Raw genomic sequence first — 24600 nt, forward strand, 5'->3', positions numbered from 1 at the left:
ACGCGCCGCCACGGCCCGCGCCGCCGGCACCTCCTCCAGGCCCGGCACCCGGACGTGATTCGGGGCGCCGACAGGGGACCGTGGTCAGGGTCGCTGTCCTGATCATCGCCGCCGCCCTGATCGTTCTGCTGGTCTACCCGATCGGCCGCATGGTCATCCGGGCGCTGTTCCCCGAAGGCGGTCTCGATGCCGGGGCGTTCGCACGAGTCGTCTCACAGCCCTGGTTCTGGCCGGTGCTGCAGGACACTTTCGTGGTGGTCGGTACGTCCTCGGTCCTCGCCCTGCTGATCGCCTCTGTCCTGGCATGGCTCAATGAGAGGACTGACGCCGGCCTGGGCTGGCTCGGCACGTTCATGCCGCTGCTTCCGCTGCTCATGCCTCCCATCGCCACCGCTGCGGGCTGGGTCTTCCTCGCCTCCCCGGAGGTCGGCTTCATCAATGGAGTCCTGGCCTATCTGCCCGGGAACCTCTCGGTCAACGTCCTCACGATTCCGGGCCTCATCTTCGTCTACACCTTGGAACTCGTGCCGTTCGCGTACATCCCCATTTCCGGGGCACTGCGCAACCTGGACCCATCCCTGGAGGAAGCTTCCCGCGTGAGCGGCGCGGGCGTGATCAAAACCATCTTCCGCGTCTCCCTCCCCGCCGTCTCCCAGGCGATGACCTCCGCGTTCTTCTTGCTGATCGTGGCCGGTTTCGCACTGTACTCGGCCCCGGTCGTGGTGGGGACGAACGCCGGGATCGACATCCTCTCGGTGCGCATCGTGCGGCTGATGCAGTTCACCTACCCGGCGGATCTGCAGTCCGCGACGGTGCTGGCGACTATTCTGCTCGTCGTCGTCCTGGCCGCCTGGCTGCTGCAGAACGTCGTGACCAGCCGGGGCAGGTACGCGATGATCAGCGGCCGGGGCAGCCAGGTCAAGATCCCGCTGGGACGGTGGCGGCACGTCTTCCGCACCGGCACCATCATCTACCTCCTCCTCACCACGCTCCTGCCGCTGCTGGCCGTCGTCATCGTCGCCTTCCAGCCGTTCTGGACGCCCGTCATCGACCCGTCCATGTTCACCATGGAGCACTTCGAGCGGGTCCTGAACCGGCGGAACTCCGTCCGCGCGCTGCAGACCAGCGTCATGCTGGGCCTCGTCGGCGGTGCGATCGCCGTGGCCATCTGCGTCCTGATCAACATCGCCAAACGGCGCACGTCGTTCGGCTCCATCCTCGGTCCGCGCCTGGCGCGGGTGGTGGACGGGATCATGCGCCTGCCGGCGGCATTCAGCGCGATCGTCATCGCCCTGGGCTTCATCGTGGCGTTCAGCGGACCTCCGTTCAACCTCAACGGGACCGCGGCCATCCTGCTCCTGTGCTACCTGGTGAACTTCATGCCGCAGGCGTCCACCACTGTCGGCAACGCGATGTCGCAGGTGGGCAACGATCTGACTGAGGCGTCGTACATGTCGCACGCGAGCGAACGCAGGACCATCGGCCAGGTCACCGTCCCCCTTGCCATTCCCGGACTGCTGAGCGCCTGGGCGCTTCTGTTCGTGCTGTTCGCCGGAGAGGTGGCCGCCTCCACGATGCTGGCCGGGGCGCAGACACCGGTGATCGGATTCGTGCTCGTGGAGATCTGGGAGAACGGCACCGTCGGCCCGATGGCGGCGTTCGCCACGGTCGTCACCCTGATCACCTCCTCGGCAGTGCTCCTGCTGGTGCTGCTAGGACGGCAGAGGTACCGACGCCGATGACCGCCGGCGAGCACACACAAGGGCAGCGAACGCCCTTTCGAGGAGACCGCGCCGCGCGCGGCATCACGATTCTCATCACATGAGCGATAGGAGAGGCCATGTCGAGCCTGTACTTTGAAGACCTTTCCCCGGGCCAGAGCTTCACCAGCAACAGCAGGACGGTGACCGAGGCCGACGTCGTCGGGTTCGCCGGACTCAGCGGTGATTTCAACCCCATCCACATGGACACCGAGTCCACCAAGGACGGGATGTACGGGCAGCGCGTCGCCCACGGGATCCTGGGGATCTCGATCGCGACCGGACTGCTCGACCGGATGGGCCTGTTCAAGGAGTCCATGGCGGCGATGCTCAGCATCGACGAGTGGCGCTTCGTCAAGCCGATCTTCATCGGGGACACGATTCGGCTCCAGGTGGACATCGAGTCCACCAGGCTGACCAGCAGCGGCCGCACGGGCGTGGTTCGCCGGCGAATGCAGCTGAGCAAGCAGGACGGCAGCCTCGTCCAGGAGGGCATCATCACCGTCCTGGTGAAGTGCCGCAGCACGCAGACGGCGCCGACGGGTTCCCGGGAGGGTTCCCTGACATGAGTGCGGCGACGACCGGCACCGAAGCCGAGGCCCAGACGCCGCCGGGGCTGCTCACGGCCAAGACTGTCGTGATCACCGGCGCTGGCAGGGGGATCGGACGTGACATGGCTAGGGCGATGGCGCTCAGCGGCGCCACCGTCGTGGTCGCCGACGTCGATCTTGGCAGCGCGCAGGAGACCGCCGGCCTGCTCCCCGGGACAGGACACCTCGGCGTCGCGTGCGACGTCACCAGCGAGGAGTCCGTTTCCGCCTTGGCCGATGCGGCGACAGAGGCGGCCGGCGGGATCGACGTCTGGGTCAACAACGCGGGCATCACACGTGACCGGGTGATGCGGAAGATGAGCGTGGAGGACTTCACCGCGGTCCTGCAGGTGCATGTGCTCGGAGCGTGGCTGGGCACCCGGGCGGCGAGTGCGCGGATGCGCGAGCGGGGCGGTGGGTCGATCGTGAACATGTCGTCCATCTCCGGCAAGGTGGGCAATCCGGGCCAGACCAACTACAGCGCCGCAAAGGCCGGCATCGTCGGGCTGACGAAAGCAGCAGCCAAGGAGGTCGCCCGGCACGGTGTCCGGGTCAACGCGATCCAGCCCGGCCTCATCGATACCGATATGACCAGGGCCATGCCGCCGGACGTGCTGCAGGAGAAGATCGGCGAGGTCCCGCTCGGGCGGATCGGCACTGTGCGCGACGTCGCCCACGCTGCCCTGTTCCTCGCCTCGGACCTGTCCGCGTATATCACCGGCACGGTCATCGAGGTCAGCGGCGGCCGGCACATTTGAGGCCGGGGAAGGAGAATCGTGGGAGAGCGGATACTGGTCACCGGGGCGGCGGGCATGCTCGGCTCGCACATCGTGGACCGGCTGGCGGCCGAGGGACACCGGGTGATCGCCGTGGACCGGCGGCCGCCGGATCCGGGCTACAGCTATCGCAGCGACGCACGGGTGGAGCCGGTGGTCGGTGACGTGACGGACGTCGGGGCGTTGAGTGAGCTGATCCACCGGGCAGACGCCGTGGTGCATGTCGCGGCCATCCTTGCGCACGCGGATGGCGACTCTCCGGCGCCGCTGATGGCGGTGAACGTCGCCGCGACCCATGCGATCTTCGAGGAGTGCGCCCGGCGCAGCGTCCGCGTGGTCTACGCCTCCTCGGGTTCCGTGTACGGCGCCAGCCGGCCCGCGGTGAACGGGCGGCCGCCGGCACCGTTCGTCGAGGCCGATGCGCCGGGCGATCTTGGTTTCTACGGGCTGAGCAAGCACGTGAATGAGCTCTATGCGGACGTGTTCGCGCGGGAGCAAGGCCTGCGTGCAGTCGGATTGCGGCTCGGCACGCTCTTCGGAGCCAGGCTGCGGATGGGACTCACCAGCAGGTTCCTCCTCTCCGTCCTTGCCGACGCGGAAGAAGGGCGGATCCCCGAGGTCAGCGAGGACCCGGACCACGGCCGCGAGTGGGTGCACGTCGCCGATGCGGCCGAATGCTTCGTCCGCGCTCTGCGCCTGGAGGGGCCCGCCGGCGCGATCAACGTCGGTACCGGACATCCCCAGCGCCTGGAGGACGTGCTGATGACGCTGTTACGCCTTGCCGGAGCACCCGAAGAGATCCGCTGGAGCACGGGCAGTCCACGCGGAGGCTTCTCCGCGGCCCGCTCCTACGACCCGGCTCTGGCCAGGCGCGTGCTGGGGTTCGCTCCGGATCCGGATCCGACCGCGGGCCTGAGGAGCTTTCTCGCGTGGCACAGGAGCGGCGCGGCTGACAGGAAAGGAGCACGATCATGAACGCCACGTGTTTCCGGGTTCAGACACCCGAACCGGGTGTTGCCGTGGTCACCTTCGACAGACCGCCGGTAAACGCGCAGAACCGCACGTCCCGCGAAGAGCTCATCCACCTGCTGGACGCGCTGTCCGAAGACGACTCGGTCCGGGCGATCGTCCTGACCGGGGCCGGCAGAGTGTTCTCCGCCGGGGCGGACATCAAGGAACGCGTCGGCATGAGCACGGCACACGGCGAGTACCGCCGGCACAACCGCGTGACGCGGGAATTCTTCTACTCCGTCACCGACTGCGCCAAGCCGGTCATCTGCGCACTGAACGGCCCGGCGATAGGCGCCGGGTACGCCTTGGCCGCAGGCTGTGACATCATCATCGCCGCGGAGGACGCGTGGGTGCAGATGCCGGAGATCGACCGCGGCCTGATGGGCGGTGCGAAGTTCCTGGAACAGCACCTTCCGCGATCGGTCTCGCGCCTGTTGTTCTTCACCGGAAGGAGATTCCCCGCAGCCGAGCTCTTCCGGCACGGGATGGTCGCTGATGTGCTGCCCGGGGACGTGCTGATGGCAGAGGCGCTGACGGTCGCCCGGGAGATCGCGGCCAAGGACCCCCACGCCGTGCAGACGGCCAAGGAGACGTTCAATGCGGCGGCGCTCATGCCGCTGCGCGAGGGTTATCAGTACGAGCAGTCGGTCACTCACCGGCTCGCCGGATCTGCCTACGCCCAGGAGGCGCAGCGCGCCTTCGTGGAGAAGAGGACGTCGAACCGTGGGTCGTAAAGTCTACGCCGAGCGGTTCGGCGGGCCTGAGGTGCTCCGGATCAGGACCGAGCAACCCGTGCGCCCCGCACCGGGTGAGGTCAGCGTCCGTGCGGTCTGTGCCGGGCTGAACCCGGTCGACTGGAAGATCTTCGCCGGCGGCGCCATCGCCGAGCGTTTTGGGGTCCGGCCGCCGTTCGGCAACGGCAACGATTTCTCCGGGGTGATCGATGCGGTCGGAGAGGACGTCTCCGGCTGGGCCCCCGGGGACCGGGTATACGGCGGCGCCCGGTTCCACGCTCAGGCGGACCAGATCATCATCGGTGATCTGTCCGCCCTGAACCGGATGCCTGCGGGGCTCAGCCACGCTCAGGCCGCGGCACTGGACATCGCCGGGCGCACCGCGCTGGCCGGGGTCGGCGCACTGGAGCTCGGTTCTGACGATACGGTCCTGATCAGCGCCGCGGCAGGAGGGGTCGGCCTGATCGCCTCTCAGCTGGCGGGCCGGAGCGGGGCACGCGTACTCGGTACCGCGAGCCCGCGCAACCATGCTCTGCTACGGTCGCTCGGGGTCGAGCCGGTCGACTACCGGGGAGACCTGCACGCCGCCGTCCGGGCGGCGGCACCGGAAGGTCTCACCGCGGTGCTGGACTGCCAGGGAGAGGAAACGCTCCGTCTTGCCTTCGCCCTTGGCGTCCCTCCCCATCGCATCAACTCGGTGGCGGACCGGGACACGGCCGAGCGCCTCGGTGCGATCTCCATCGGGCGGGCGACCCTGCCCACCTCGGCCGTGACCCAGGTCGGCGATCTGCTGGCCGCGGGCGATCTGCATCTGCCGATCACCGAATACGGACTGGACGACGTCGTCGAGGCCTATCACACGCTCAAGGCAGGACACGTCCGCGGAAAGATCGTGCTGCGGTTGTCGGAGGAGCCGACCGGATGAGCGCGGGGGAGCAGACCCGTTCTCGGCCGATACGGAATGAGGCGGGCACATCGTGAGCTGGCTCCCGGAAAGCGAGCGGCCTACGACAGGCCCGCTCGCCGGCGTGCGAGTGGTCGAACTGGCACGAATCATCGCCGGTCCGCTCGCCGGTCTCTATCTGGCGGACATGGGCGCGGAGGTGCTCAAAATCGAACGGCCAGGCGGCGATGAGATGCGGCACTACGGACCCGAGCGGTGGGACGGCACAGGGAGTACCTTCCTGGCTCTCAACCGCAATAAGCGCAGTCTCGTCCTGGACCTGAACCGGCCGGAGGCACGTGAGCGGCTGCTGGAGATCGTCTCCGGGGCTGATGTTCTCGTCGAGAGCTACCGGCCGGGCGTCCTGGAGCGCTGGAATCTGACCTTCGAGGAACTGCGGGCTGTGAACCCCCACCTCGTGATGTGCTCGATCACGGGTTTCGGTGATGTGGGACCGGCGGCATCCCTCGGCGCCAACAACCTCATCGCGGAGGCTTTCGGCGGCAGCCTGTCGGTGGGGTTGCCGGAAACCGAGCACATGCTCACCGGCGCCCCCGCTACCGATTTCTTCACGGGGACCTCCGCGGCGCTCGCGGTCGTCGCGCAGTTGACGGTACCCCGCCGGGACCGCCGCGCGGTGCACGTCCGGACCTCCCTGCTGGAGTCGCAAGCACTCATGATGAGTGGCTACATCGTCGGCTATCTGGCGACCGGGAACGACCCGGACAGGACGACCGGACTGCCTTTCACGGTGCCGAATCAAGTCTTCGAGACGGCCGACGGCAGGATTGTCCTGGCGGCGAACAGCGAGAGCATGTGGCGGCGTTTGTGCCTCGCCGTAGGACGCGAGGAGTGGCTCGACCGCTCCGATTACCAGACCAATGCACTGCGCATGGAGCGGCAGGACGAGATCATCGCGGAACTGGGCCGCATCCTCGCCGGCCGTCCCCGTGCAGGCTGGCTCACCGCCTTCCAGCGCGCGCAGGTGACGGCCGCGCCGGTGAACTCCGTCGCGGAGCTGCTGGACCATCCGCAGTTCGCGGCTCTGGGCCTGCTTCAGCCCTCACCGGAGGGATACCCGCCTGGGACCGCAGGGGTGCGCCTGCCGTTCACGTTCGACGGCGGCCTTCCGGCACCGGGACGGCGTCGTCCGGCGCCGCGTCTCGACGAGGCCGGCGACGAGACCAGCGGGGACAGGCAGCCGTGACGACCAGAACGGACGCAGCGGCCGTGCTCGGGCGAGCGGCCGCCAGCACGCGGGCCGGGCGTCTGCCGGAGAAGGTACGCGATCACACGGCCCTGCTGTTCATCGATGTCCTGGCCAGCATGGCGGTCGGAAGCGGTCGCCATGCACATGAACGCACGCGGGAGCTGTTCCTGTCGGCGCCGGGCGGGACCGGGCCGGCAACCGTGCTCGGCCGGGTAGAGGGAGCATCGGCGGCGGAGGCAATCGTCCTCAACGCCACCCTGCCGACCGTCTATCAGCTGGACGAAGGTCATCGCGTGTCACGCGGTCATCCAGCCATTCACATCGTGCCGACTGCTCTGGCGACGGCCGAGGCTGGTGGCGCCGGCGTGCCACAGCTGCTTGCGGCGGTGGCCGCCGGCTACGAGGTGGCCGCCCGGGTGGGCATGGCCTTGGGAGGAACCGTCCCGGAGATACATCCGCACGGGAACTGGGGCGCGATCGGCGCGGCCGTCGCTGCGGCGCATCTGATGGCCGATGGCGAGGAGAAAACACTCGTCAACGCGATCGATATCGCCGCGGGCTTGGTCGGCTATCACGATCGCCGTCCGGCGCGAGAGGGCGCGGGAACCCACCATCTTTGGGCTGCGGTTGGCGCCCACACCGGTTTCCTAGCCGCGACGGCGGCCGTCGCCGGCATGACCGGAGTGCCGGCAACGCTCGAAACCGCGGTGCTGCCTCGCGCCGGAGCGGCGCCGCAACCGGATCTCCTGCATGCCGGCCGTACCGTGGACGGGGAGTGGGCGCGGTGGACGATCCTGGAGAACTACGTCAAGTTCTGGCCGGCATGCGCCCATACGCACACGGCGATCGGGGCCACTCTCGAGCTGCTGCGGAAGGAGAACGTCAGCGCCGGCGACATCGAGTCGATCGACATCACGACGTTCCGCGCCGCAGCCGTATTGGACGATCCGGCGCCGCGCACGGAACTGGCCGCCCGGTTCAGCATCCCGGCCGTGGTCGCGGCGGCGATCCTGGACCAGTCCTTCGGCCTGGAGTCGATCTCGGAGGCTCGTCTGAAGGATCCGGCATGGCGCGCTCTGGCAGGCCGTGTCAGCGTGCAGCACGATCCGGTGCACGACGAGGGCTACCCTGACCGGGGCCGGCCGCTGGTCATGCGCGTCCGGCTCGGGGACGGCAGGGTACTACGGCACCACGCTTTGCGTTCTCATGGAGACCCGGAGTCGCCGGCATCGGCGGACGAAGTTCAGGGCAAGGCCCGGCGGCTCTTCGCGCACCGCTTCGGCTCAGCTGCCGCCGCCAGGATCATGGCCGAAGCCACCGGCTTCGCCGAGGCCACCGACCTCACCGGCCTGGTTGAGGCGCTACGCGCGGCGGCACGGACGGGACGATGAGGTATCAGCTCTTCTTCCAGAATCCCACGGAGTCGAGCATCCGCACCGCTTGTTCGCCGGTGTGCTTGAAGTGCTCGGCGACGGCTTCAGCGGCCGTCCGGGAGTCACCCGAGCGGATCGCTTCGACGATCTGGTCATGCTCCTTGAACGCCTGCTCCCGGAACTCCCACTCGTTGTTCGTTGTGAAGAACTGCGAGGGCATGTTGTCGGAGAGCATGCGCAGCACCGAGATCAGCCGTCGTGACCCTCCGGCCCGGTTGATGAGCTGATGAAAACGGTAGTTGAGGGAATCGTGCTCGTGCGGGTCCATGCTGTCCCGCATCGCGGCTGCCGTCTTGGTGAGTTCTTCGACGACTCCAGCATCCGGGTTCGTCGCGATGCGTGCTGCGGCCACTCCGCTGATGAGCCCGTACATGGTGAAGTGGTCGATGATGTCCTTTGCCTCCAGCTCCGCCACGAACGAGCCTCTCCGGGCGATGTTGTGCACCATCCCTTCGGCTTCCAGGGTGATGAGAGCTTCTCTGATCGGAAGCCGGCTCACTCCGAGCGCCTCGGCGAGCTTGTCCTGGTCCAGCCGTTCCCCGGGGTGGACCTGACCGGAGAAGATGAGGTCGCGGATGTATCGTGCGGCTTCCTGTTTGAGGGTTACACGGCCTCGTGGGGGGACGGGGCGCGGGTCGTCGGGCATAGGGGAGTCCTCCATTCGTCTGTCCCGCCAAGACGCGGTCTGAGCCGGCCGGCGGGCATAAGGCGGCCTGCATTATCTCTGATCAAATATCATTCCACACCCGTCCCGGCCAGTGGGTGACTCAGCGCCTATTGCAGTGTTGATCAAGTATCTAATATACTTGATCAACAAAGGTGGGGCGGATGATCCCAACGACTGCGAGGATGCAGATGGTCAACGTGACGGTGTTGGACGACTACCAGCGAGTCGCGCGTGAGTTCGGGCCCTGGGGACGCCTTGCAGACCAGGTCAACCTCCGTGTGATCACCCGGCACCTCACCGCCGACGAAGTCGTGGAGGCTGCCGATGACGCAGACGCGTTATTTGTCATGCGAGAGCAGACGCCGCTCTCGGCGGCTCTCCTGAATCGCCTGCCGCGTCTCGGTCTCATCGTCACCAAAGGAATGTGGAACCGCGCCATCGACGTGGATGCGGCGACGCGCCTGGGCATCACCGTGACCGGGACGACATCGAGTAGCGCAGCGACAGCCGAGCTGACCTGGGCCCTGATCCTGAATGTCGCGCGGCGGGTCAGTGAAGGCGACCGGGGGATGCGCGGCGGTGAATGGTCCCCTGTCCTCGGCCGCGAACTGGAGGGCCGTACCCTTGGCGTGGTCGGACTGGGTGCCGTGGGCGGCAGGGTCGCGCGCATCGGCGGGGCGTTCGGCATGGATGTCGTGGCGTGGAGTCAGCACATGACGGCAGACCGTGCGGCAGATGCCGGTGCTCGCGCGGTGAGCAAGGAAGAGCTGTTCCGGCATGCCGATATCGTCACCCTCCACGTACAGCTCAGCTCGCGTACCCGGGGTCTGGTCGGTGCGGCGGAACTGGCGTCGATGCGGGAGACCGCCTATCTCATCAACACCGCGCGCGGTGGCCTCGTCGACGAGACCGCTTTGATTGACGCGCTGCGCGCAGGGCGCCTTGCAGGCGCGGGGCTCGATGTGTACAGCCGGGAGCCGTTGCCCGCCGACCACCCTTTCAGGGCACTGGGCAATGCGGTGCTGACCCCGCACCTCGGCTATCTCACGGAAGAAGGCTATCGCCGGCATTTCAAAGAGGGAGTCGAGAATCTCGCGCAGTGGCTGCGCGGACAGCCTGTGCGGGTGATCGGGACGCCCTCCGGGGTGGTCGCTCGCAGGCCTTCTCACCAGGCGCGCTCGCTCTGACCGAGAAGCAATCGCACTCCTTCAGTTCACTCGACGAATAGGGATTTCATGGCAGACGCATATGTGTACGACGCGATTCGCACGCCCTTCGGCAAGCTTGGCGGGGGGCTCGCCGGTCATCGGCCCGACGACCTCGCCGCTCATGTGATCGGCCGCCTTGTTGATCGTGCCCCCGGCCTGGATCCCGCACGCGTGGACGAGATCATCTTCGGCAACGCCAACGGCGCCGGTGAGGAGAACCGGAACCTTGCACGGATGGCAGGTCTTCTGGCGGGCCTGCCGGTGTCCGTACCCGGCACCACGGTGAATCGGCTGTGCGGCTCGTCCCTGGATGCCGCCATCATCGCTTCCCGGCAGATTCGTGCTGGAGACGCCGATCTTGTGCTGGTCGGAGGAGCGGAGTCCATGTCGCGCGCCCCCTGGGTGGTCGCGAAGACCGAACGTCCGTATTCGTCGGGGAACCTTGAGACGTACAACACCGCCTTGGGCTGGCGGCTGGTCAATCCCACGATGCCGGCGGAATGGACGGTGAGCCTGGGAGAGGCCACCGAACAGCTGCGGGAACGGTACGAGATCTCTCGGGAGAGGCAGGACGCCTTCGCGGTGCAGTCGCACCGGAACGCCGCTGCGGCCTGGGAAGCGGGACACTACGCGCAGCTCGTGGTGGATGTCCCCGAACGCCGGGGAGTGAAGGCGCTGACCAGTGACGAAACGGTCAGGCCCGGCACCACGGCCGAGGTGCTGGCTGGCCTGCGAACGGTTTTCCGGGAGGGGGCCTCCGGAACGATCACGGCCGGCAACGCCTCGCCGATGAACGACGGTGCGGCGGGGGCCTGGCTCGGCAGCGAGAAAGCCGCCGAGATTCTTGGCAAGAGCCCGCTTGCTCGCATCGCAGGCACCGGGACCGCGGCCAATGAACCGCAGTACTTCGGCTACGCGCCGGTCGAGGCCGCGGAGCGAGCATTGGCGAAAGCAGGAGTGGCGTGGCGCGACATCGCCGCTGTCGAGCTGAACGAAGCCTTCGCTGCACAGTCGCTGGCGTGTCTCGATGCATGGGACATCGACCCGGCCATCGTCAATGCCTGGGGCGGTGCCATCGCGATAGGGCATCCGCTCGGCGCTTCCGGGCTGCGGGTCCTGGGTACCCTCGTCCGGCGTCTCCAGCACAGTGGCGAGCGCTATGGCCTCGCCGCGGTCTGCATCGGGGTGGGACAGGGGCTTGCCGTCGTGGTGGAGAACACCGGGGTGTGACTGGCTCGACCGTGCGCAGCGTGGCGCACGGGAGCCTCCGTGGCGACATCTGTCGTCCTGACAACGGAAAGGAACAGATATGAATGTCTCACGTGCCGTCATCGGCGTGTGCGCTGCCTCATTGAGCGTTGCCCTCTTGTCCTCCTGTGGTTCAGCCGAACCGGGGGAGGGGGACGCCGACGAGGTGACGACCGATCTCGTCGAAGCGGCGATCCAGGAGGGGCAGCTCACGATCTACGCCAGTACCGGAGAAAGCCAGATCGAGGCGATCGTCGAAGGCTTCAGGGAGGCTTACCCGGAGATATCGACCGAGTACTTCCGCGCGGCCGGTACCGCGCTCTTCAACAGGTTCGCGAGTGAAGCAGAGGCCGGTGCCGTCATGGCCGACGTCTTCATGCCCAACGTCCAGCCGTCCTTCGTCCAGGACAACTCCGAGTGGTTCTCGGAGCTCACACCGGAGCTGGTGCCGAACTCAGAAGCCTGGCCCGAGGAGTTCCGCACCGATCACACGGTGCAAGTGACAGTGGAATCCATCCTGCTGGTCTACAACACCGAGACCGTGGACCAGCCGCCCACGACCTGGCCGGATGTGCTTGACGAACGGTACCGCGGACGAGTGGTCCTCGTGGATCCGAATGCATCACCGGGGTACATGTCGTGGTACTCGGTGATCCGGGACCAGTTCGGAGACGAGTTCCTGGAGGCGCTGGCCGATCTCGACCCCATGTGGGTGGACACTGCTGCGGTCGGAGCGCAACAGGTCGCCACCGGCGGGAGCGATCTCGCCTTCCCGAACTACCCCTCGCAGACGGCCAGTCTGCAGGCATCGGGCGCTCCCATCGAGACCGTGACCGATCTTGATCCGACCCAGGGGATCACGACCGATGTGGCCATCACCGCCGATGCGCCCAATCCCCATGCGGCCCGGCTCTTCGTCGACTGGCTGATCAGCGAGGAGGGCTACGACGTCATGTGTGAGGACCCGGTCTTCTCCGCCACCGTCGAGGTCGAGGCCGATTGCGTCGAGCTGGCCAGCAACCACGTCTCTCCCCGCTGGGAGATTCCCGATGACGAGCAGCAGGAGATCCTCTCCCTCCTGGGCAGATGACTGCCTGCGGTGCGCCACCGAGGCCCGATCCGGCCTCATTCCGTCCATACGGGAACGCCGCGCACCATGGGACGTCACCGGGCGGCAGGGTTGCGTGCCCTGCCGCCCACCGGCGTGCTTGGCGGGCTTCGGTCATGACGTTCTGGAACCCGGTGCGCCTCGGTTGCGGGACGCCACGGGCCCCGCAACCGATGCCGTAAGCTGGGGAATCACCATGGCATCCATTGATTTTGCTTCCGAGATCTCTGCTCTGCGCTCGACGTTCACCTCCATCCGGAAGGTGTCCAACGTCGATGAGCTTCGCAGCGAAGTGGCCGAACTCACCGAGGCCGCGGCGGCCCCGGACCTGTGGGACAACCCCGACGAGGCGCAGAAGATCACCTCACGCCTGTCCCACAAGCAGTCCACCCTGGAGCGGCTGGAGAAGTTCGAGGAGCGGATCGACGACGTCGAGCTGCTGATCGAGATGTCCCAGGACGAGGACGACGCGGATTCCCTGGCCGAGGCGGTCAAAGAGGTGGAGAAGCTCCGCGAGCAGCTCTCCGCCCTGGAGATCTCCACCCTGCTCTCCGGTCCCTACGACGAGCGGGCCGCGGTGCTCACCATCCGCGCCGGCGCAGGCGGCGACGATGCCACCGACTGGGCTCAGATGCTCACTCGCATGTACATCCGCTGGGCGGAGAACAAGGGGTACAGCGTGGACGAGCTGGACACCTCCTATGCGGAGGGCGCCGGCATCAAGTCCGCCACCGTCCAGATCAACGCGCCCTATGCCTACGGCACGCTCTCGGTGGAGGCGGGCACGCACCGGCTGGTCCGGATCAGCCCCTTCGACAACCAGGGCCGCCGCCAGACGTCCTTCGCCGCGGTGGAGGTGGTTCCTCTGATCGAGACCACCGACCACATCGAGATCGACGAGAACGATCTGCGCATCGACGTGTTCCGTTCCTCGGGACCCGGCGGCCAGTCGGTCAACACGACCGACTCCGCCGTGCGGATCACGCACGTGCCGACCGGCATCGTGGTGAGCATGCAGAACGAGAAGTCCCAGATCCAGAACCGCGCCGCGGCGATGCGCGTGCTGCAGTCCCGGCTGCTGGAACGCAAACGGCAGGAAGAGGACGCCGAGAAGAAGAGCCTCGCCGGAGATATCAAGGCCTCCTGGGGCGACCAGATGCGCTCCTACGTCACGCACCCGTACCAGATGGTCAAGGACCTGCGCACCGAGTACGAGGTGAACAATCCCGACGCCGTTTTCAACGGCGACATCGACGGCTTCCTCGAGGCCGGTATCCGGTGGCGCAAGGAGCAGGAGCAGCAGGCCGCCGCGCAGTGAGCGGGCTGCCCCGGCGGCGACACGCCAGTGGTGCGGGAAAACCGGCCCCTGGGAGGGTACGAAACCTACAGTGAAGTGGGCCCTCAGTCGTCTACCTTCATGTGAGCCGTGATTACTTTCGAGCAGGTCACCAAGACCTATGACCGCAAGGCGAAACCTGCGCTGCGCGACGTCTCCCTGAAGGCGGAGCGCGGCGAGTTCGTCTTCCTCGTCGGTCCCTCCGGTTCCGGGAAGTCCACCTTCATCCGCCTGATCCTGCGCGAGGAGACCGCCACGGCCGGACGCATCCTGGTGGCCGGGCAGGACGTATCACGCATCCCGACGTGGAAAGTCCCCCATCTGCGCCGCAATGTCGGCACCGTCTTCCAGGACTTCCGGCTGCTGCCGAACAAGACCGTCTTCGACAACGTCGCCTTCGCCCTGCAGGTGATCGGAAAGTCCCGGGCCGTGGTGAAGGACAAGGTCCCCGAGGTCCTGGCCACCGTCGGCCTGCAGGGCAAGGAGCGGCGGCTGCCGCACGAGCTCTCCGGCGGCGAGCAGCAGCGGGTGGCGATCGCCCGTGCCGTGGTGAACCGGCCGGGCATCCTGCTGGCCGATGAGCCCACCGGAAACCTCGACCCCGAGACCAGCCTGGAGATCATGGCGCTGCTGGAGCGGATCAACCGGGGCGGGACCACTGTGATGATGGCCACGCACGACGACGAGATCGTCAACGCCATGAAGAAGCGGGTGGTGGAACTCTCCGAGGGCCGTGTCGTCCGCGACGAGGCCACCGGCACGTACCGGGTGAGCAGCCGATGAGGGTGCAGTTCGTCCTCTCCGAGATCGCCACCGGCCTGCGCCGCAACTTCTCGATGGTGCTCTCGGTCATCCTGGTGACCTTCGTGTCCCTGACCTTCGTCGGCGCGGCGATGCTGATGCAGATGCAGATCTCCTCCATGAAGGACTACTGGTACGACCGGGTCGAGGTCGCGGTCTTCCTGTGCCCGCCGGATTCGGAATCGCCCAACTGCGCCACCGGCGAGGTCACCGACGAGCAGATCCAGGAGATCCGCGACCAGCTGGAGTCCCCCGAACTGGCCGCCTATGTGGACGAGGTGTACTTCGAGGACAAGGAGACCGCGCACCGGCTGTTCGAGGAACAGTTCGCGGACACGTCCCTGGCCGGGACCATCCCGGTGGAGCAGATGTCCCAGTCCTTCCGGGTCAGCCTGATCGATCCCGAGCAGTACGAGATCATCAACGAGTACTTCTCCACCACGCCCGGGGTCGAGGAGGTCGTGGACCAGAACCGGCTCCTGGACCAGCTCTTCTCCATCATCAACATCGCCACCGTGATCGCCATCGGCATCGCCGTGCTGATGCTCGTCTGCGCCGTGCTGCTGATCGGCACCACCATCCGCCTCTCGGCACAGTCCAGACGCCGTGAGACCGGCATCATGCGCCTGGTGGGCGCATCGAACACGCTGATCCAGCTGCCGTTCGTGCTGGAGGGCGTCGTGGCCGCCACGATCGGCGCGTTACTGGCCGGTGGTACCCTGGCAGCCATCGTGCAGTTCTTCATCGGCGGCTGGCTGCAGCCCCGGGTACCCACCTTCACGCTGGTGGGCCTGGGCGATGTGGTGGCCATCGGCGTCGGTCTCGTCGTCATCGGTGTCCTGATGGCTGTCATCTCTTCCCTGCTGACACTGCGAAGGTATCTGAAGGTATGACCGCGCGAACTCTTCCCCGAGCGCTGCTGACCGTCCTGCTGGCGGCCGTCATGATCGCCACGATGCCCCCGAGCCTGGCCCACGCCGATCCGCGCCAGCAAAAGGCACGCGTCGACGAGCGGGTGGAGGAGCTGACCCGCGAGCACGCCGATCTGGATCGGGAGCTGGCCCGCACCATCGCCGAGCGCGATGCCGCGCAGGAAGCGCTGCCCGATGCCGAGCAGGCCCTGGCCGACGCCCAGGACGAGCTGGCCGATGCCGAGGCCCGCGATGCGGAACTCGCCTCCCGCTTGACCTCTGCGGAGAACGCCCAGTCCGATCTGCAGCGGGAGGTGGAGGAAGGCGAGGAGGAGCTTGAGCGGACCCAGACCTCCATGACCAGGATCGCCCGGCAGGCGTACCAGAATTCGGGGGTCACCTCGGAGATGGCGCTGTTCCTGTCCCTCGCGGAGAGCGGCAACGGCGCCACCGGGATGGCGCGGGTGGACTCGGCCGTGCGCAGCCAGCAGCGCGCCATCGGACGACTGGACCAGCAGCGTTCCGTCAACCAGAACAACGAGGCCAAGCTGCAGGCGATCAGCGAGGAGATCGCGGATCTGAAGGAGCAGGCCGCGGAGGTCGTCGCGGAGAAGGAGGCGGCGCAGGCTGAAGCCGCCGCGCGGCAGGCCGAGCTCGAAGACCTGATCGACACCAGCGAGCGGGCTTCGCGGGAGATCGAGGAGAACAAGGCCTCCACGCAGCGCGCGCTGGATGAGCAGCGCGAGGAGCAGGACCGCCTGGCCAAGGAGATCGAGGAGCTGATCCGCAAGGAAGAGGAGGAGGCCCGCAAGCGCGGGGAGGCTCCCAGCGGCGGCTCGTCCGGACTGCAGAACCCGGCGCCAGGGTATCCGGTGACCTCGCCGTTCGGATACCGGGTGCATCCGATCACCGGTACCCGGCGGCTGCACACCGGCATGGACTACGGCGTGCCCTGCGGCACCCCGCTGCGGGCGGCCGCCTCGGGAACGGTGCTGTCCTCCGGCTGGGCCGGCGGTTATGGCTATCGCGTCGTGATCAGCCACGGCAGGATGGATGGCGCGCAGATCGCCACGACGTACAGTCACAACTCCAGCCTGCGCGTACGCGCCGGGCAGCGGGTGAATCAGGGCGACATCATCTCCATCTCCGGTACCACCGGCGCGTCGACCGGCTGCCACTTGCACTTCGAGGTGATGCGCAATGGCACCTACGTCAATCCCGCCCCGTACGTCTGACGCCAGCAGGCTTAAGGTACGCGTGCCTTAAGCCGGCGGTAGACTGGTGCGGTTGCAAAGACGGGAGGTGAGAGAGGATGCGCGAGAACGGCAAACAGCTGATCGCGAGCAATCGCCGCGCCCGGCACGACTATCACCTCGATCAGGATTTCGAAGCAGGGCTCGTGCTGACCGGCACGGAGGTGAAATCGCTGCGGGAGGGACGGGCGTCCCTGACGGAGGCCTACATCACCGTGGACCACGGCGAGGCGTGGCTGGAGAACGCCTATATCCCGGAGTACCTGCAGGGCACCTGGACGAACCACTCCGCCAGGCGCAAGCGCAAGCTGCTGTTGCACCGGCAGGAGATCGTCCGGCTGAGCACCAAGCTCAAGGAGTCCGGGCGCACTGCGGTGCCGCTGGAGCTCTACTTCCTGAACGGCAAGGTCAAGCTCGGTTTCGCCCTGGCCCGCGGTAAGCGGGAATGGGACAAGCGGCAGACCCTGCGCGAACGCCAGGACAACCGCGAGGCGGAGCGCGCCATGGCCCGGTACCGGCGCCGCTGACCCGCTGGACGGGCGCATTGACGGCCTCGTTCTCATCGCCACGGCGAGAGGACGGGGCCGTTTGCTGTTCGCCGTCTGCTGTGACGCCGGCTTCGCCGCCGGGCCAGGTATATGAGTCCAGCCATTGACCGGAACGGAACCCACTGACTATGTTCAGGTGTAATTCAGGTCACTTGGATGTCCGAGTGAGCCAGCGCTTTCAAAGGAGAAAGCATGATGATCCGCCATACCCCTGCCCCTGCGCTTTCTGCGCTCGCCACGGCTGCCCTCGTTCTCACGGCCTGCGGTGGAGGAGACGCAAGCACGTCAGAAGGCCCTGCCGGTTGTGAGGACGTGACGTTGCGGTTGTCCCACCAATGGCCGGAGGTCACCGGAGACGAGGGCGACTTCCGCTCGGTGCTCGCGCAGCGTTTCGCCGATGAGGTCGCCGAAGCGACCGGCGATCAGGTGACCGTCCAGATCTTCGCCAACAGCACCCTGGTCGGTTCGACCGAGCAGTACGACGCGATGCAGAACGGCTCCATCGACCTCTCCGTGTTCCCGCTCGACTACGCGTCGGGCAGAGTTCCGCAGTGGAGTGTGACACTCATGCCGGGCCTGGTGCGCAGCCACGAGCAGGCGCAGGCCTGGGAGACCGCGCCGATCGGTGAGGCGCTGCTGGAGAACCTGGACGAGAACGGCGTGCACCTGCTCACCTGGGTGTGGAACGCCGGCGGCATCGGTTCCAAGGGCGATCCCATCGTCCGGCCCTCTGACGTGCCGCCGGGCACCACGATCCGGGCGGCCGGTGCCTACGTGGAGTACATGCTGGAAGCGGCTGGCGCGGGCATCTCCAGCCTGCCCAGTAACGAGATCTACACGGCCATGCAGACCGGAGTGCTCGACGCGGCCGTCACCTCGACCGGTTCGTTCGCCTCTTACAACCTCCAGGAGCAGGTGGCAAGTTACACCTCCCCGACGGAGAACACCTTCTGGTTCATGTTCGAACCGCTCATCATCTCCGCGGCCGCCTATGACGGCCTCTGCGCCGAGCACCAGCAGGCGCTCGACCAGGTCGGCGCTGATCTGCAGCAGTACGCATACGATGCGTCCGAAGAAGACGATGCCAGGGTGGAACAGCTTTTCGCTGAGGCAGGCGTGGAGGTCGTCACGATGGACGACGCGGCGTTCGACGAGTGGCTGGAGCTGGCGCAGGATCAGTGGGACGCCTACGCCGCCGATGTGGACGGTGGCCAGGAGCTGCTGGAGCTCGCTCAGCAGGTGGAGTGAGCGATGCGTTCACTTCTGACCTTCCGGTGGGCCGGGGTGCTCGCGGAGGCAACCGGCTATCTCTCCGCCGCAGCTCTGCTCGCGGCCACCGGTGTGACGCTCCACGCCGTTATCACCCGGTATTTCCTCGGTTTGCCGACGGTCTGGCAGATGGAGGTGACCATCTACCTGATGATGATCGTCGCCTTCGTCGGGGCCGCCTACGGTTTGAAACACCACGCCCACGTCGGGGTGGATCTCGTGGTGGAGCAGTTCCGGCCCCGTGGCAGGCTCGTCCTGCGCACGATCACGGCGGTGCTGTGCCTCGCCGTCGTCCTGGTGGTGCTCTGGACCTCCTTCCAGCTGTGGCATGAGGCGTACGAGGGCGGGTTCCGTTCCTCCACTGCATGGCGAGCGCCTCTCGCGGTCGTGTATACGATCCTGCCGATCGGCATGTTCCTGGTGGCGTTGCAGTACATCGCGATGATCATCGAGGCGGTTCTGGGACTGGCGGGGAAAGTGCCGCTGAGCCAGGTGGCGCTGATGGGTGCTTCGAACGAGGCCGCGGCGATCGAGCGTGAGGCGATGGGAGCGCCTGACGCAGGCGGAAAAGCTACCGACGGCGCTGGCGGGGGCCTTGGCATCGACGACGAAGGGGACCGGAGATGAGTTCCCTGACGCAAGGCGCCATCATCCTCGTGATCGCGATGGTGCTGTTCCTCAGCGGCATGCCCATCGCCTTCGCGCTGGCGATCACGGCCATCATTTCCGTGCTGTTGTTCCTGGGCACGGCCCAGTTCGACCTGTTCGGCATGATGGTGTTCGATTCCCTCAACGACTTCGGTCTCCTGGCGATTCCGCTGTTCGTGCTGATGGGAAACCTCTTCGGTGGTTCGACCGCGAGCCGGCAACTGTTCGAGGCGGGGGAGGCATGGCTGTCACGGGTGAAGGGCGGCCTGGCCATGAGTAGCGTTCTGGCGTCCTCCGTGTTCGCCGCACTGACAGGCTCGAGCCCGGCCACCGCGGCGGCCATCGGGCGCGTGGCGGTGCCGGAGATGGCACAGCGCGGCTACTCCTCCCGGATCGCCACCGGCGCGATCGCCGCCGGCGGCACGCTGGGGATCCTGATCCCGCCCAGTGTCACGTTGATCCTGTACGGGATCGCCGCCGAGCAGTCCATCGGCCAGCTCTTCGCCGGAGGCATCGTCCCGGGCATCGTCATCACCGTCATGTTTTGCGTGTGGATCTTCATCGCCTCGCGGTTGGAGGAGCGGCGCTCGCGCCGCCCGGACGCGCTCCCGCTGCATGGCGTGAAGGAATACGTCGCCAAGCACTACACCTGGCCCGAACGCTTCGTCAGCCTGGCCAAGGTGCTGCCCTTCGGTCTGCTGGTCTTCGCCGTGTTGTTCGTCCTCTACCGCGGGATCGCGACGCCCAGCGAGGCCGCCGCCGTCGGCGTGGTCCTGGTGATGGCCCTGATCGGCATCGGATACCGCGGATTGCGGGGCAGGGATCTCATCAAAGTGCTCCTGGAGACCACCAACCAGAGCACGATGATCCTGATGATCACCGCCTTCTCCGCGGTCATCGCCGTCGTACTCAGCTTCCTGCGAGTGCCTCAGGACCTCGCGGCGCTGGTGACGGAGATGGAGGTCAATCGCTGGGTCGTGATGATCGTCATCAACGTGGTGCTGCTAGTGATGGGATTGTTCCTGCCACCGGTGTCGATCGTGGTCATGGTCACGCCGGTGCTGCTGCCGATGATCATCGCCCTCGGGTTCGATCCGATCTGGTTCGGTGTCATCGTCACCATCAACATGGAGATGGGTCTGATCACCCCGCCGGTCGGATTGAATCTTTTCGTGCTCAAGGGGATCGCGCCGCACGTCCCGCTCAAGGAGATCCTCATCGGCGCCACCCCGTATGTGGGAGTGCTCGCCGTGGCGATTCTGCTGTTCTCCGTCTTTCCGCAGGGCATCACCTGGCTACCGCAGTTGCTGTACGGCGGAGGCTGAAGGCAGAGCCACTCGCCTGCCCCAAACCGCACGGATGAGGAAGCCCCCAGCGTGAAAGCCGCTCCGCGATCTGCCATGAGAATCTGAAACAGCGGTGGGAACTCGGTCAGGGCACGAAAAAGCCCGGCCTCGCATGAACTGCGAGGCCGGGCTTCATTCGAACAGTGGAGATGGCGGGAATCGAACCCGCGTCCGCGAGCGCATTATCGGGTCTTCTCCGGGTGCAGTCTGAGGTGACGTTTCTTAGGTCCCGATGCTCGTTCAGACACGTCATCGACGGACGGAGTCAGGAAAAATGTTCCCGGACGTTCCCCTGACAGGAACGCCGAGCAGTGGCTTCCTAGCTGACGTCAGGAACCGGGGCGGAAGCGACCCCGGGCTGACGGACTGCTACTCGAGCTTAGGCTGCGAGAGCGAAGTCAGTGCGCTTAGATTCAGCACTTATTTTTTTGCAGAGAACGTTAACGAGATGACTCTGCCTTCTCGACCCGCTTCTCCCGACGCAGCGACCCACGTCGAAACCGATCATCCCCATGTGTAGTTACCAATCCCGGCCCGCGAAGGCCTGGATCACCCAGCATAGCGCTGACAGCATCCACAACGCCACTCCGCGCTGGGCTATTCCCGCCGGGAGATCCGGCAGTCCGGCGGTGTCATCCGTCCGGCGGGCGTCGCCGGCGCGCCATTCGCCCTTACCGCGGATCTGCGAGGGGCGCGCGTGGCATGATCGAGCAGTTCGCCCTCCGCCTCGCGCACGGCATGCACCGGCCAGCATCGTCAGGACCTTCTACCGGCCGGCCGCCGGAGGCGCGGGCGGGATGGAAAGCAGTGCCTGTCTGCACCCTGCCGGCCTTTGGCCGCGAAGGCTCGCTGCATAGCATGGGGATATGGAGGGCACACCCCAGCAGCAGGCCACGCCGGATCACGACGACGCCGTGCCGTGGGCGTGGCAGCCCGGGGAGGTGCTCGCGGCGCTGGGCTCCGACGCCGGGGGACTCGCCGGCGATACTGCGGCTGCCCGGCTCTCGCAGCACGGCCCCAACCGGCTTCCGCCCCCCGAGCGCGACCCGCTCTGGCGCCGGATACTCGTCCACTTCGACGATGTCCTGATCTACATCCTCCTCGTGGCGGCCGCGCTGAAGGCCGTTCTGGCCGAGTGGGTCGACTTCACCGTCATCCTGCTGGTGGCGCTCGTCAACGGCGCGATCGGGTTCATCCAGGAAGGTCGCGCGGAGAAGGCGCTGGAGGGCATCCGCGATCTGCTCTCCGCCCGTGCCGAGGTCCGGCGCGACGGCGCGTGGACGGTCGTCGACGCCGACCAGCTGGTTCCCGGGGACGTGATCCGCGTGCGTGCCGGTGACCGGGTGCCCGCCGATGCGCGGCTGCTGGAATCGAGCGAGCTGCGGGTGGAGGAATCGGCCCTGACGGGGGAGTCCGTCGCGGCGACCAAGCACACCCGGCCGGTGGGTGCCGATGCCGCCCTCGGCGACCGTTCCAGCATGGTCTTCTCTGGCACGCTCGTCGCCAGCGGCCAGGCGATCGCCGTTGTCACCGCCACTGGCAGCCGCACGCAGATCGGCCGGATCCAGACCATGATCGCCGAGGTGGAGGGCCTTCAGACGCCGCTGACCCGGCAGCTGGCCCGGTTCGGCAAGACCATCGCGATCGCCATCGCGGTCATGGCCCTCGTGATGGCCGTCATCGGCCGCGCCGTCCACGACTTCGACCTGCCCGACCTGATCTCCGCGGCCATCGGCTTCTCCGTGGCAGCGGTACCGGAGGGGCTGCCGGCGCTGGTCACCATCACCCTGGCGCTGGGCGTGCAGCAGATGGCCCGCCGGCGCGCCATCACCCGCAAGCTCCCGGCGGTGGAGACGCTCGGCTCGGTCAGCACCATCTGCTCCGACAAGACCGGCACCCTGACGAAGAACGAGATGACGGTGCGTGCCGTGCATACCGCAACGGGCGCGTTCGAGGTCACCGGGACGGGGTACGCGCCCGAAGGAGATCTCGTTCCGGCGACCGCGTCTGTCGCCGGGCACGGCGCACCGGATGGGGGCCCGAAGCAGGATGCGGCACTGGACGCGGTGACCACCGTGATGATGCTCTGCAACGACGCGCGGATCGTCCAGGCCGAGGGCACCGGCCGGTGGCGGCTCGTCGGCGAGCCCACCGAGGGAGCGCTGCGCTCCCTCGGGATGAAGGCCGGCGTCGAGCCCGCCGGCTGGCGCCGGCTCGCCGTCCTGCCGTTCTCCTCCGAGACCAAGTACATGGCCACCCTCGACGAGCGCCTCAACCAGGAAAGCGCGGGCACCGGCCACGACGCTCCCGCCGGGACCAGGTTCATCCACCTGAAGGGCGCCCCCGACCGGGTGCTCGAGCGTTGCTCAGCCCAGACCGGCCCGGACGGGCGCCCGGTTCCGCTGGACCACGCGTTCTGGGAGGCGCGGATCGAAGAACTCAGCGCCCGCGGCCTCCGGGTGCTCGCCGCCGCGCGGACACCCGTCGCCTCAGCCAGCGCGACCGCGGGGGAGGCAGCGACAATCGGGCACGCGGACGTCCAGGAAGGACTGGAGCTGTGCGGCGTCGTCGGCATCGTCGATCCGCCCCGCCCGGAGGCCATCGACGCCATCGCCCAGTGCCGCCGCGCCGGCGTCCGGGTGAAGATGATCACAGGCGACCACGCCGGCACCGCCGCGGCCATCGCCCGGGAAATGGGCATCCTCGACGCCGCCCGGCAGCGTCCGGCTCCCGCCCCCTCCGGCCGCGGCATGGCCCCCTCCGGTCACGGCACGGCGGAGGCCCCGGCCGTCGCACCCGAGGTGATCACCGGTGCGGAGCTGGAGGAGATGAGCACGGAGGCGCTGCGGGCCATGGTGCGCGAGGTGGACGTCTTCGCCCGGACCAGCCCAGAGCACAAGATCCGGATCGTCTCCGCGCTGCAGTCCCACGGCGAGGTCGTCGCCATGACCGGGGACGGGGTGAACGACGCCCCGGCACTCACCCAGGCCGATGTCGGCGTCGCCATGGGCATCAAGGGCACGGAGGCCACCAAGGAGGCCGCGGAGATCGTCCTGGCCGACGACAACTTCGCCACCATCGAACGAGCGGTGGAGGAAGGCCGGCGGATCTACGACAACATCCGCAAATCGGTGCTGTTCCTGCTGCCCACCAACGGCGCCCAGTCCCTCGTGATCCTCGTTGCGGTGCTGCTGGGCCTGCAACTGCCGCTTGAGCCGGTGCAGGTGCTGTGGATCAACATGGTCACCGCCGTGACCCTCTCGCTCGCGCTGGCGTACGAACCGGCCGAGCCCGATGTGATGAACCGGCCGCCACGCGATCCGCGGGCAGGTCTGCTCACCGGCAGTTACATCCGGCGGATCGCGATCGTCTCGCTGCTGATCGGCGGTGCCACGCTGGGTGCCTTCTACGGCCTGCTCGCCCGGGGTGTGCCCCTCGACCGGGCGGAGACCACCGCGGTGACGCTGCTGGCGTTCGCGCAGCTGGCGTACCTGTTCAACTGCCGCCGGCTGGACCAGTCCAGCCTGAGCCCGGCGATGTTCCGCGGCAACCGGGCGGTGTGGGTCTCGGCGGCCGCACTGCTGGTCCTGCAGTCGATCTTCGTCTACGCGCCGTTCATGCACCTCTGGTTCGGTTCCGCTCCGATCGGCGCGGCCGAGTGGGGTGTGGTCCTGGTGCTGTCCGTGGTGGTGTTCCTGCTCACCGAGCTGGGCAAATGGGTCGACCGCCGATGGCTGCTCGCCCGGGGCATCTGAGCGGAGGGCTTCCCGCCGGCTGACATGACCGAGCCGGCGCTACCG

21 protein-coding genes and 1 other RNA gene are annotated in these 24600 nt (G+C 67.3%); 20 read left to right on the forward strand and 2 right to left on the reverse strand.

Going from position 1 to position 24600, the window contains the following annotated elements; genetic code table 11:
• Positions 1 to 80 precede the first annotated feature (80 nt).
• The 8 genes from IEW13_RS08655 to IEW13_RS08690 all read left to right on the forward strand — a co-directional run bounded on the left by IEW13_RS08655 (position 81) and on the right by IEW13_RS08690 (position 8415).
• Positions 81 to 1742 carry an ABC transporter permease gene (locus tag IEW13_RS08655; protein WP_188550541.1) on the forward strand — a complete coding sequence of 554 codons (1662 nt, stop codon included), beginning with the start codon at positions 81 to 83 and terminating at the stop codon, positions 1740 to 1742.
• A 98-nt stretch (positions 1743 to 1840) separates the two neighbouring features.
• On the forward strand, positions 1841 to 2329 hold the full coding sequence (locus IEW13_RS08660) for a MaoC/PaaZ C-terminal domain-containing protein (RefSeq protein ID WP_188550542.1): 489 nt from the start codon (positions 1841 to 1843) through the stop codon (positions 2327 to 2329).
• Positions 2326 to 3108, forward strand: coding sequence for a 3-oxoacyl-ACP reductase FabG (fabG, locus tag IEW13_RS08665; protein WP_188550543.1), 783 nt, complete (start codon positions 2326 to 2328; stop codon positions 3106 to 3108). The genes IEW13_RS08660 and fabG overlap by 4 nt, the downstream gene beginning before the upstream one ends.
• 18 nt (positions 3109 to 3126) lie before the next feature.
• Positions 3127 to 4101 (forward strand): NAD-dependent epimerase/dehydratase family protein, encoded by a 975-nt coding sequence (locus tag IEW13_RS08670; protein ID WP_188550544.1) that lies wholly within the window; start codon positions 3127 to 3129, stop codon positions 4099 to 4101.
• Positions 4098 to 4871 carry an enoyl-CoA hydratase/isomerase family protein gene (locus tag IEW13_RS08675; protein ID WP_188550545.1) on the forward strand — a complete coding sequence of 258 codons (774 nt, stop codon included), beginning with the start codon at positions 4098 to 4100 and terminating at the stop codon, positions 4869 to 4871. Before IEW13_RS08670 ends, IEW13_RS08675 begins: the two co-directional genes overlap by 4 nt.
• Complete coding sequence (locus tag IEW13_RS08680) at positions 4861 to 5796, forward strand: NADP-dependent oxidoreductase (protein ID WP_188550546.1); 936 nt, start codon at positions 4861 to 4863, stop codon at positions 5794 to 5796. The genes IEW13_RS08675 and IEW13_RS08680 overlap by 11 nt, the downstream gene beginning before the upstream one ends.
• Positions 5797 to 5848: 52 nt before the next feature.
• Positions 5849 to 7021 (forward strand): CaiB/BaiF CoA transferase family protein, encoded by a 1173-nt coding sequence (locus tag IEW13_RS08685; RefSeq protein WP_188550547.1) that lies wholly within the window; start codon positions 5849 to 5851, stop codon positions 7019 to 7021.
• On the forward strand, positions 7018 to 8415 hold the full coding sequence (locus IEW13_RS08690; RefSeq protein ID WP_188550548.1) for an MmgE/PrpD family protein: 1398 nt from the start codon (positions 7018 to 7020) through the stop codon (positions 8413 to 8415). Before IEW13_RS08685 ends, IEW13_RS08690 begins: the two co-directional genes overlap by 4 nt.
• A gap of 4 nt (positions 8416 to 8419) precedes the next feature.
• Here IEW13_RS08690 and IEW13_RS08695 read toward each other — a convergent pair whose 3' ends face one another.
• Positions 8420 to 9103: a GntR family transcriptional regulator gene (locus tag IEW13_RS08695; RefSeq protein WP_188550549.1), complete on the reverse strand. Its 684-nt coding sequence runs from the start codon at positions 9101 to 9103 to the stop codon at positions 8420 to 8422.
• A 203-nt stretch (positions 9104 to 9306) separates the two neighbouring features.
• On the opposite strand from IEW13_RS08695, the gene IEW13_RS08700 reads away from it, so the two are divergent.
• The 11 genes from IEW13_RS08700 to IEW13_RS08750 all read left to right on the forward strand — a co-directional run bounded on the left by IEW13_RS08700 (position 9307) and on the right by IEW13_RS08750 (position 20779).
• Positions 9307 to 10311 (forward strand): D-2-hydroxyacid dehydrogenase family protein, encoded by a 1005-nt coding sequence (locus IEW13_RS08700; protein WP_229745023.1) that lies wholly within the window; start codon positions 9307 to 9309, stop codon positions 10309 to 10311.
• A 48-nt stretch (positions 10312 to 10359) separates the two neighbouring features.
• Positions 10360 to 11562 carry a thiolase family protein gene (locus tag IEW13_RS08705; RefSeq protein WP_188550550.1) on the forward strand — a complete coding sequence of 401 codons (1203 nt, stop codon included), beginning with the start codon at positions 10360 to 10362 and terminating at the stop codon, positions 11560 to 11562.
• A gap of 79 nt (positions 11563 to 11641) precedes the next feature.
• Positions 11642 to 12670 carry an extracellular solute-binding protein gene (locus IEW13_RS08710; protein ID WP_188550551.1) on the forward strand — a complete coding sequence of 343 codons (1029 nt, stop codon included), beginning with the start codon at positions 11642 to 11644 and terminating at the stop codon, positions 12668 to 12670.
• A gap of 214 nt (positions 12671 to 12884) precedes the next feature.
• Positions 12885 to 14006: a peptide chain release factor 2 gene (prfB, locus tag IEW13_RS08715; RefSeq protein ID WP_188550552.1), complete on the forward strand. Its 1122-nt coding sequence runs from the start codon at positions 12885 to 12887 to the stop codon at positions 14004 to 14006.
• A 108-nt stretch (positions 14007 to 14114) separates the two neighbouring features.
• A complete protein-coding gene (gene ftsE, locus IEW13_RS08720; RefSeq protein WP_188550553.1) occupies positions 14115 to 14807 on the forward strand; it encodes a cell division ATP-binding protein FtsE in 693 nt (230 codons plus the stop codon).
• Complete coding sequence (ftsX, locus tag IEW13_RS08725; protein ID WP_188550554.1) at positions 14804 to 15718, forward strand: permease-like cell division protein FtsX; 915 nt, start codon at positions 14804 to 14806, stop codon at positions 15716 to 15718. The genes ftsE and ftsX overlap by 4 nt, the downstream gene beginning before the upstream one ends.
• On the forward strand, positions 15715 to 16971 hold the full coding sequence (locus IEW13_RS08730; RefSeq protein ID WP_188550555.1) for a M23 family metallopeptidase: 1257 nt from the start codon (positions 15715 to 15717) through the stop codon (positions 16969 to 16971). Before ftsX ends, IEW13_RS08730 begins: the two co-directional genes overlap by 4 nt.
• A gap of 77 nt (positions 16972 to 17048) precedes the next feature.
• Positions 17049 to 17516 carry an SsrA-binding protein SmpB gene (smpB, locus tag IEW13_RS08735; RefSeq protein WP_188550556.1) on the forward strand — a complete coding sequence of 156 codons (468 nt, stop codon included), beginning with the start codon at positions 17049 to 17051 and terminating at the stop codon, positions 17514 to 17516.
• Between the two features lie 333 nt (positions 17517 to 17849).
• A complete protein-coding gene (gene dctP, locus IEW13_RS08740) occupies positions 17850 to 18785 on the forward strand; it encodes a TRAP transporter substrate-binding protein DctP (protein ID WP_229745024.1) in 936 nt (311 codons plus the stop codon).
• 3 nt (positions 18786 to 18788) lie between these two features.
• Positions 18789 to 19433 (forward strand): TRAP transporter small permease subunit, encoded by a 645-nt coding sequence (locus IEW13_RS08745; RefSeq protein WP_188550557.1) that lies wholly within the window; start codon positions 18789 to 18791, stop codon positions 19431 to 19433.
• On the forward strand, positions 19430 to 20779 hold the full coding sequence (locus IEW13_RS08750) for a TRAP transporter large permease (RefSeq protein ID WP_188550558.1): 1350 nt from the start codon (positions 19430 to 19432) through the stop codon (positions 20777 to 20779). Before IEW13_RS08745 ends, IEW13_RS08750 begins: the two co-directional genes overlap by 4 nt.
• 162 nt (positions 20780 to 20941) lie before the next feature.
• Here IEW13_RS08750 and ssrA read toward each other — a convergent pair.
• Positions 20942 to 21312, reverse strand: a transfer-messenger RNA (tmRNA) gene (gene ssrA / locus IEW13_RS08755).
• Between the two features lie 354 nt (positions 21313 to 21666).
• Between ssrA and IEW13_RS08760 the strand changes: the two genes are divergently transcribed.
• The gene (locus IEW13_RS08760) at positions 21667 to 24555 is read left to right on the forward strand and encodes a cation-translocating P-type ATPase (protein ID WP_188550559.1); all 2889 of its coding nucleotides are present in this window, start codon (positions 21667 to 21669) and stop codon (positions 24553 to 24555) included.
• The last annotated feature ends 45 nt before the right edge of the window (positions 24556 to 24600 follow it).

Source organism: Sediminivirga luteola, assembly GCF_014639315.1.
Lineage (GTDB): Bacteria > Actinomycetota > Actinomycetes > Actinomycetales > Brevibacteriaceae > Sediminivirga > Sediminivirga luteola.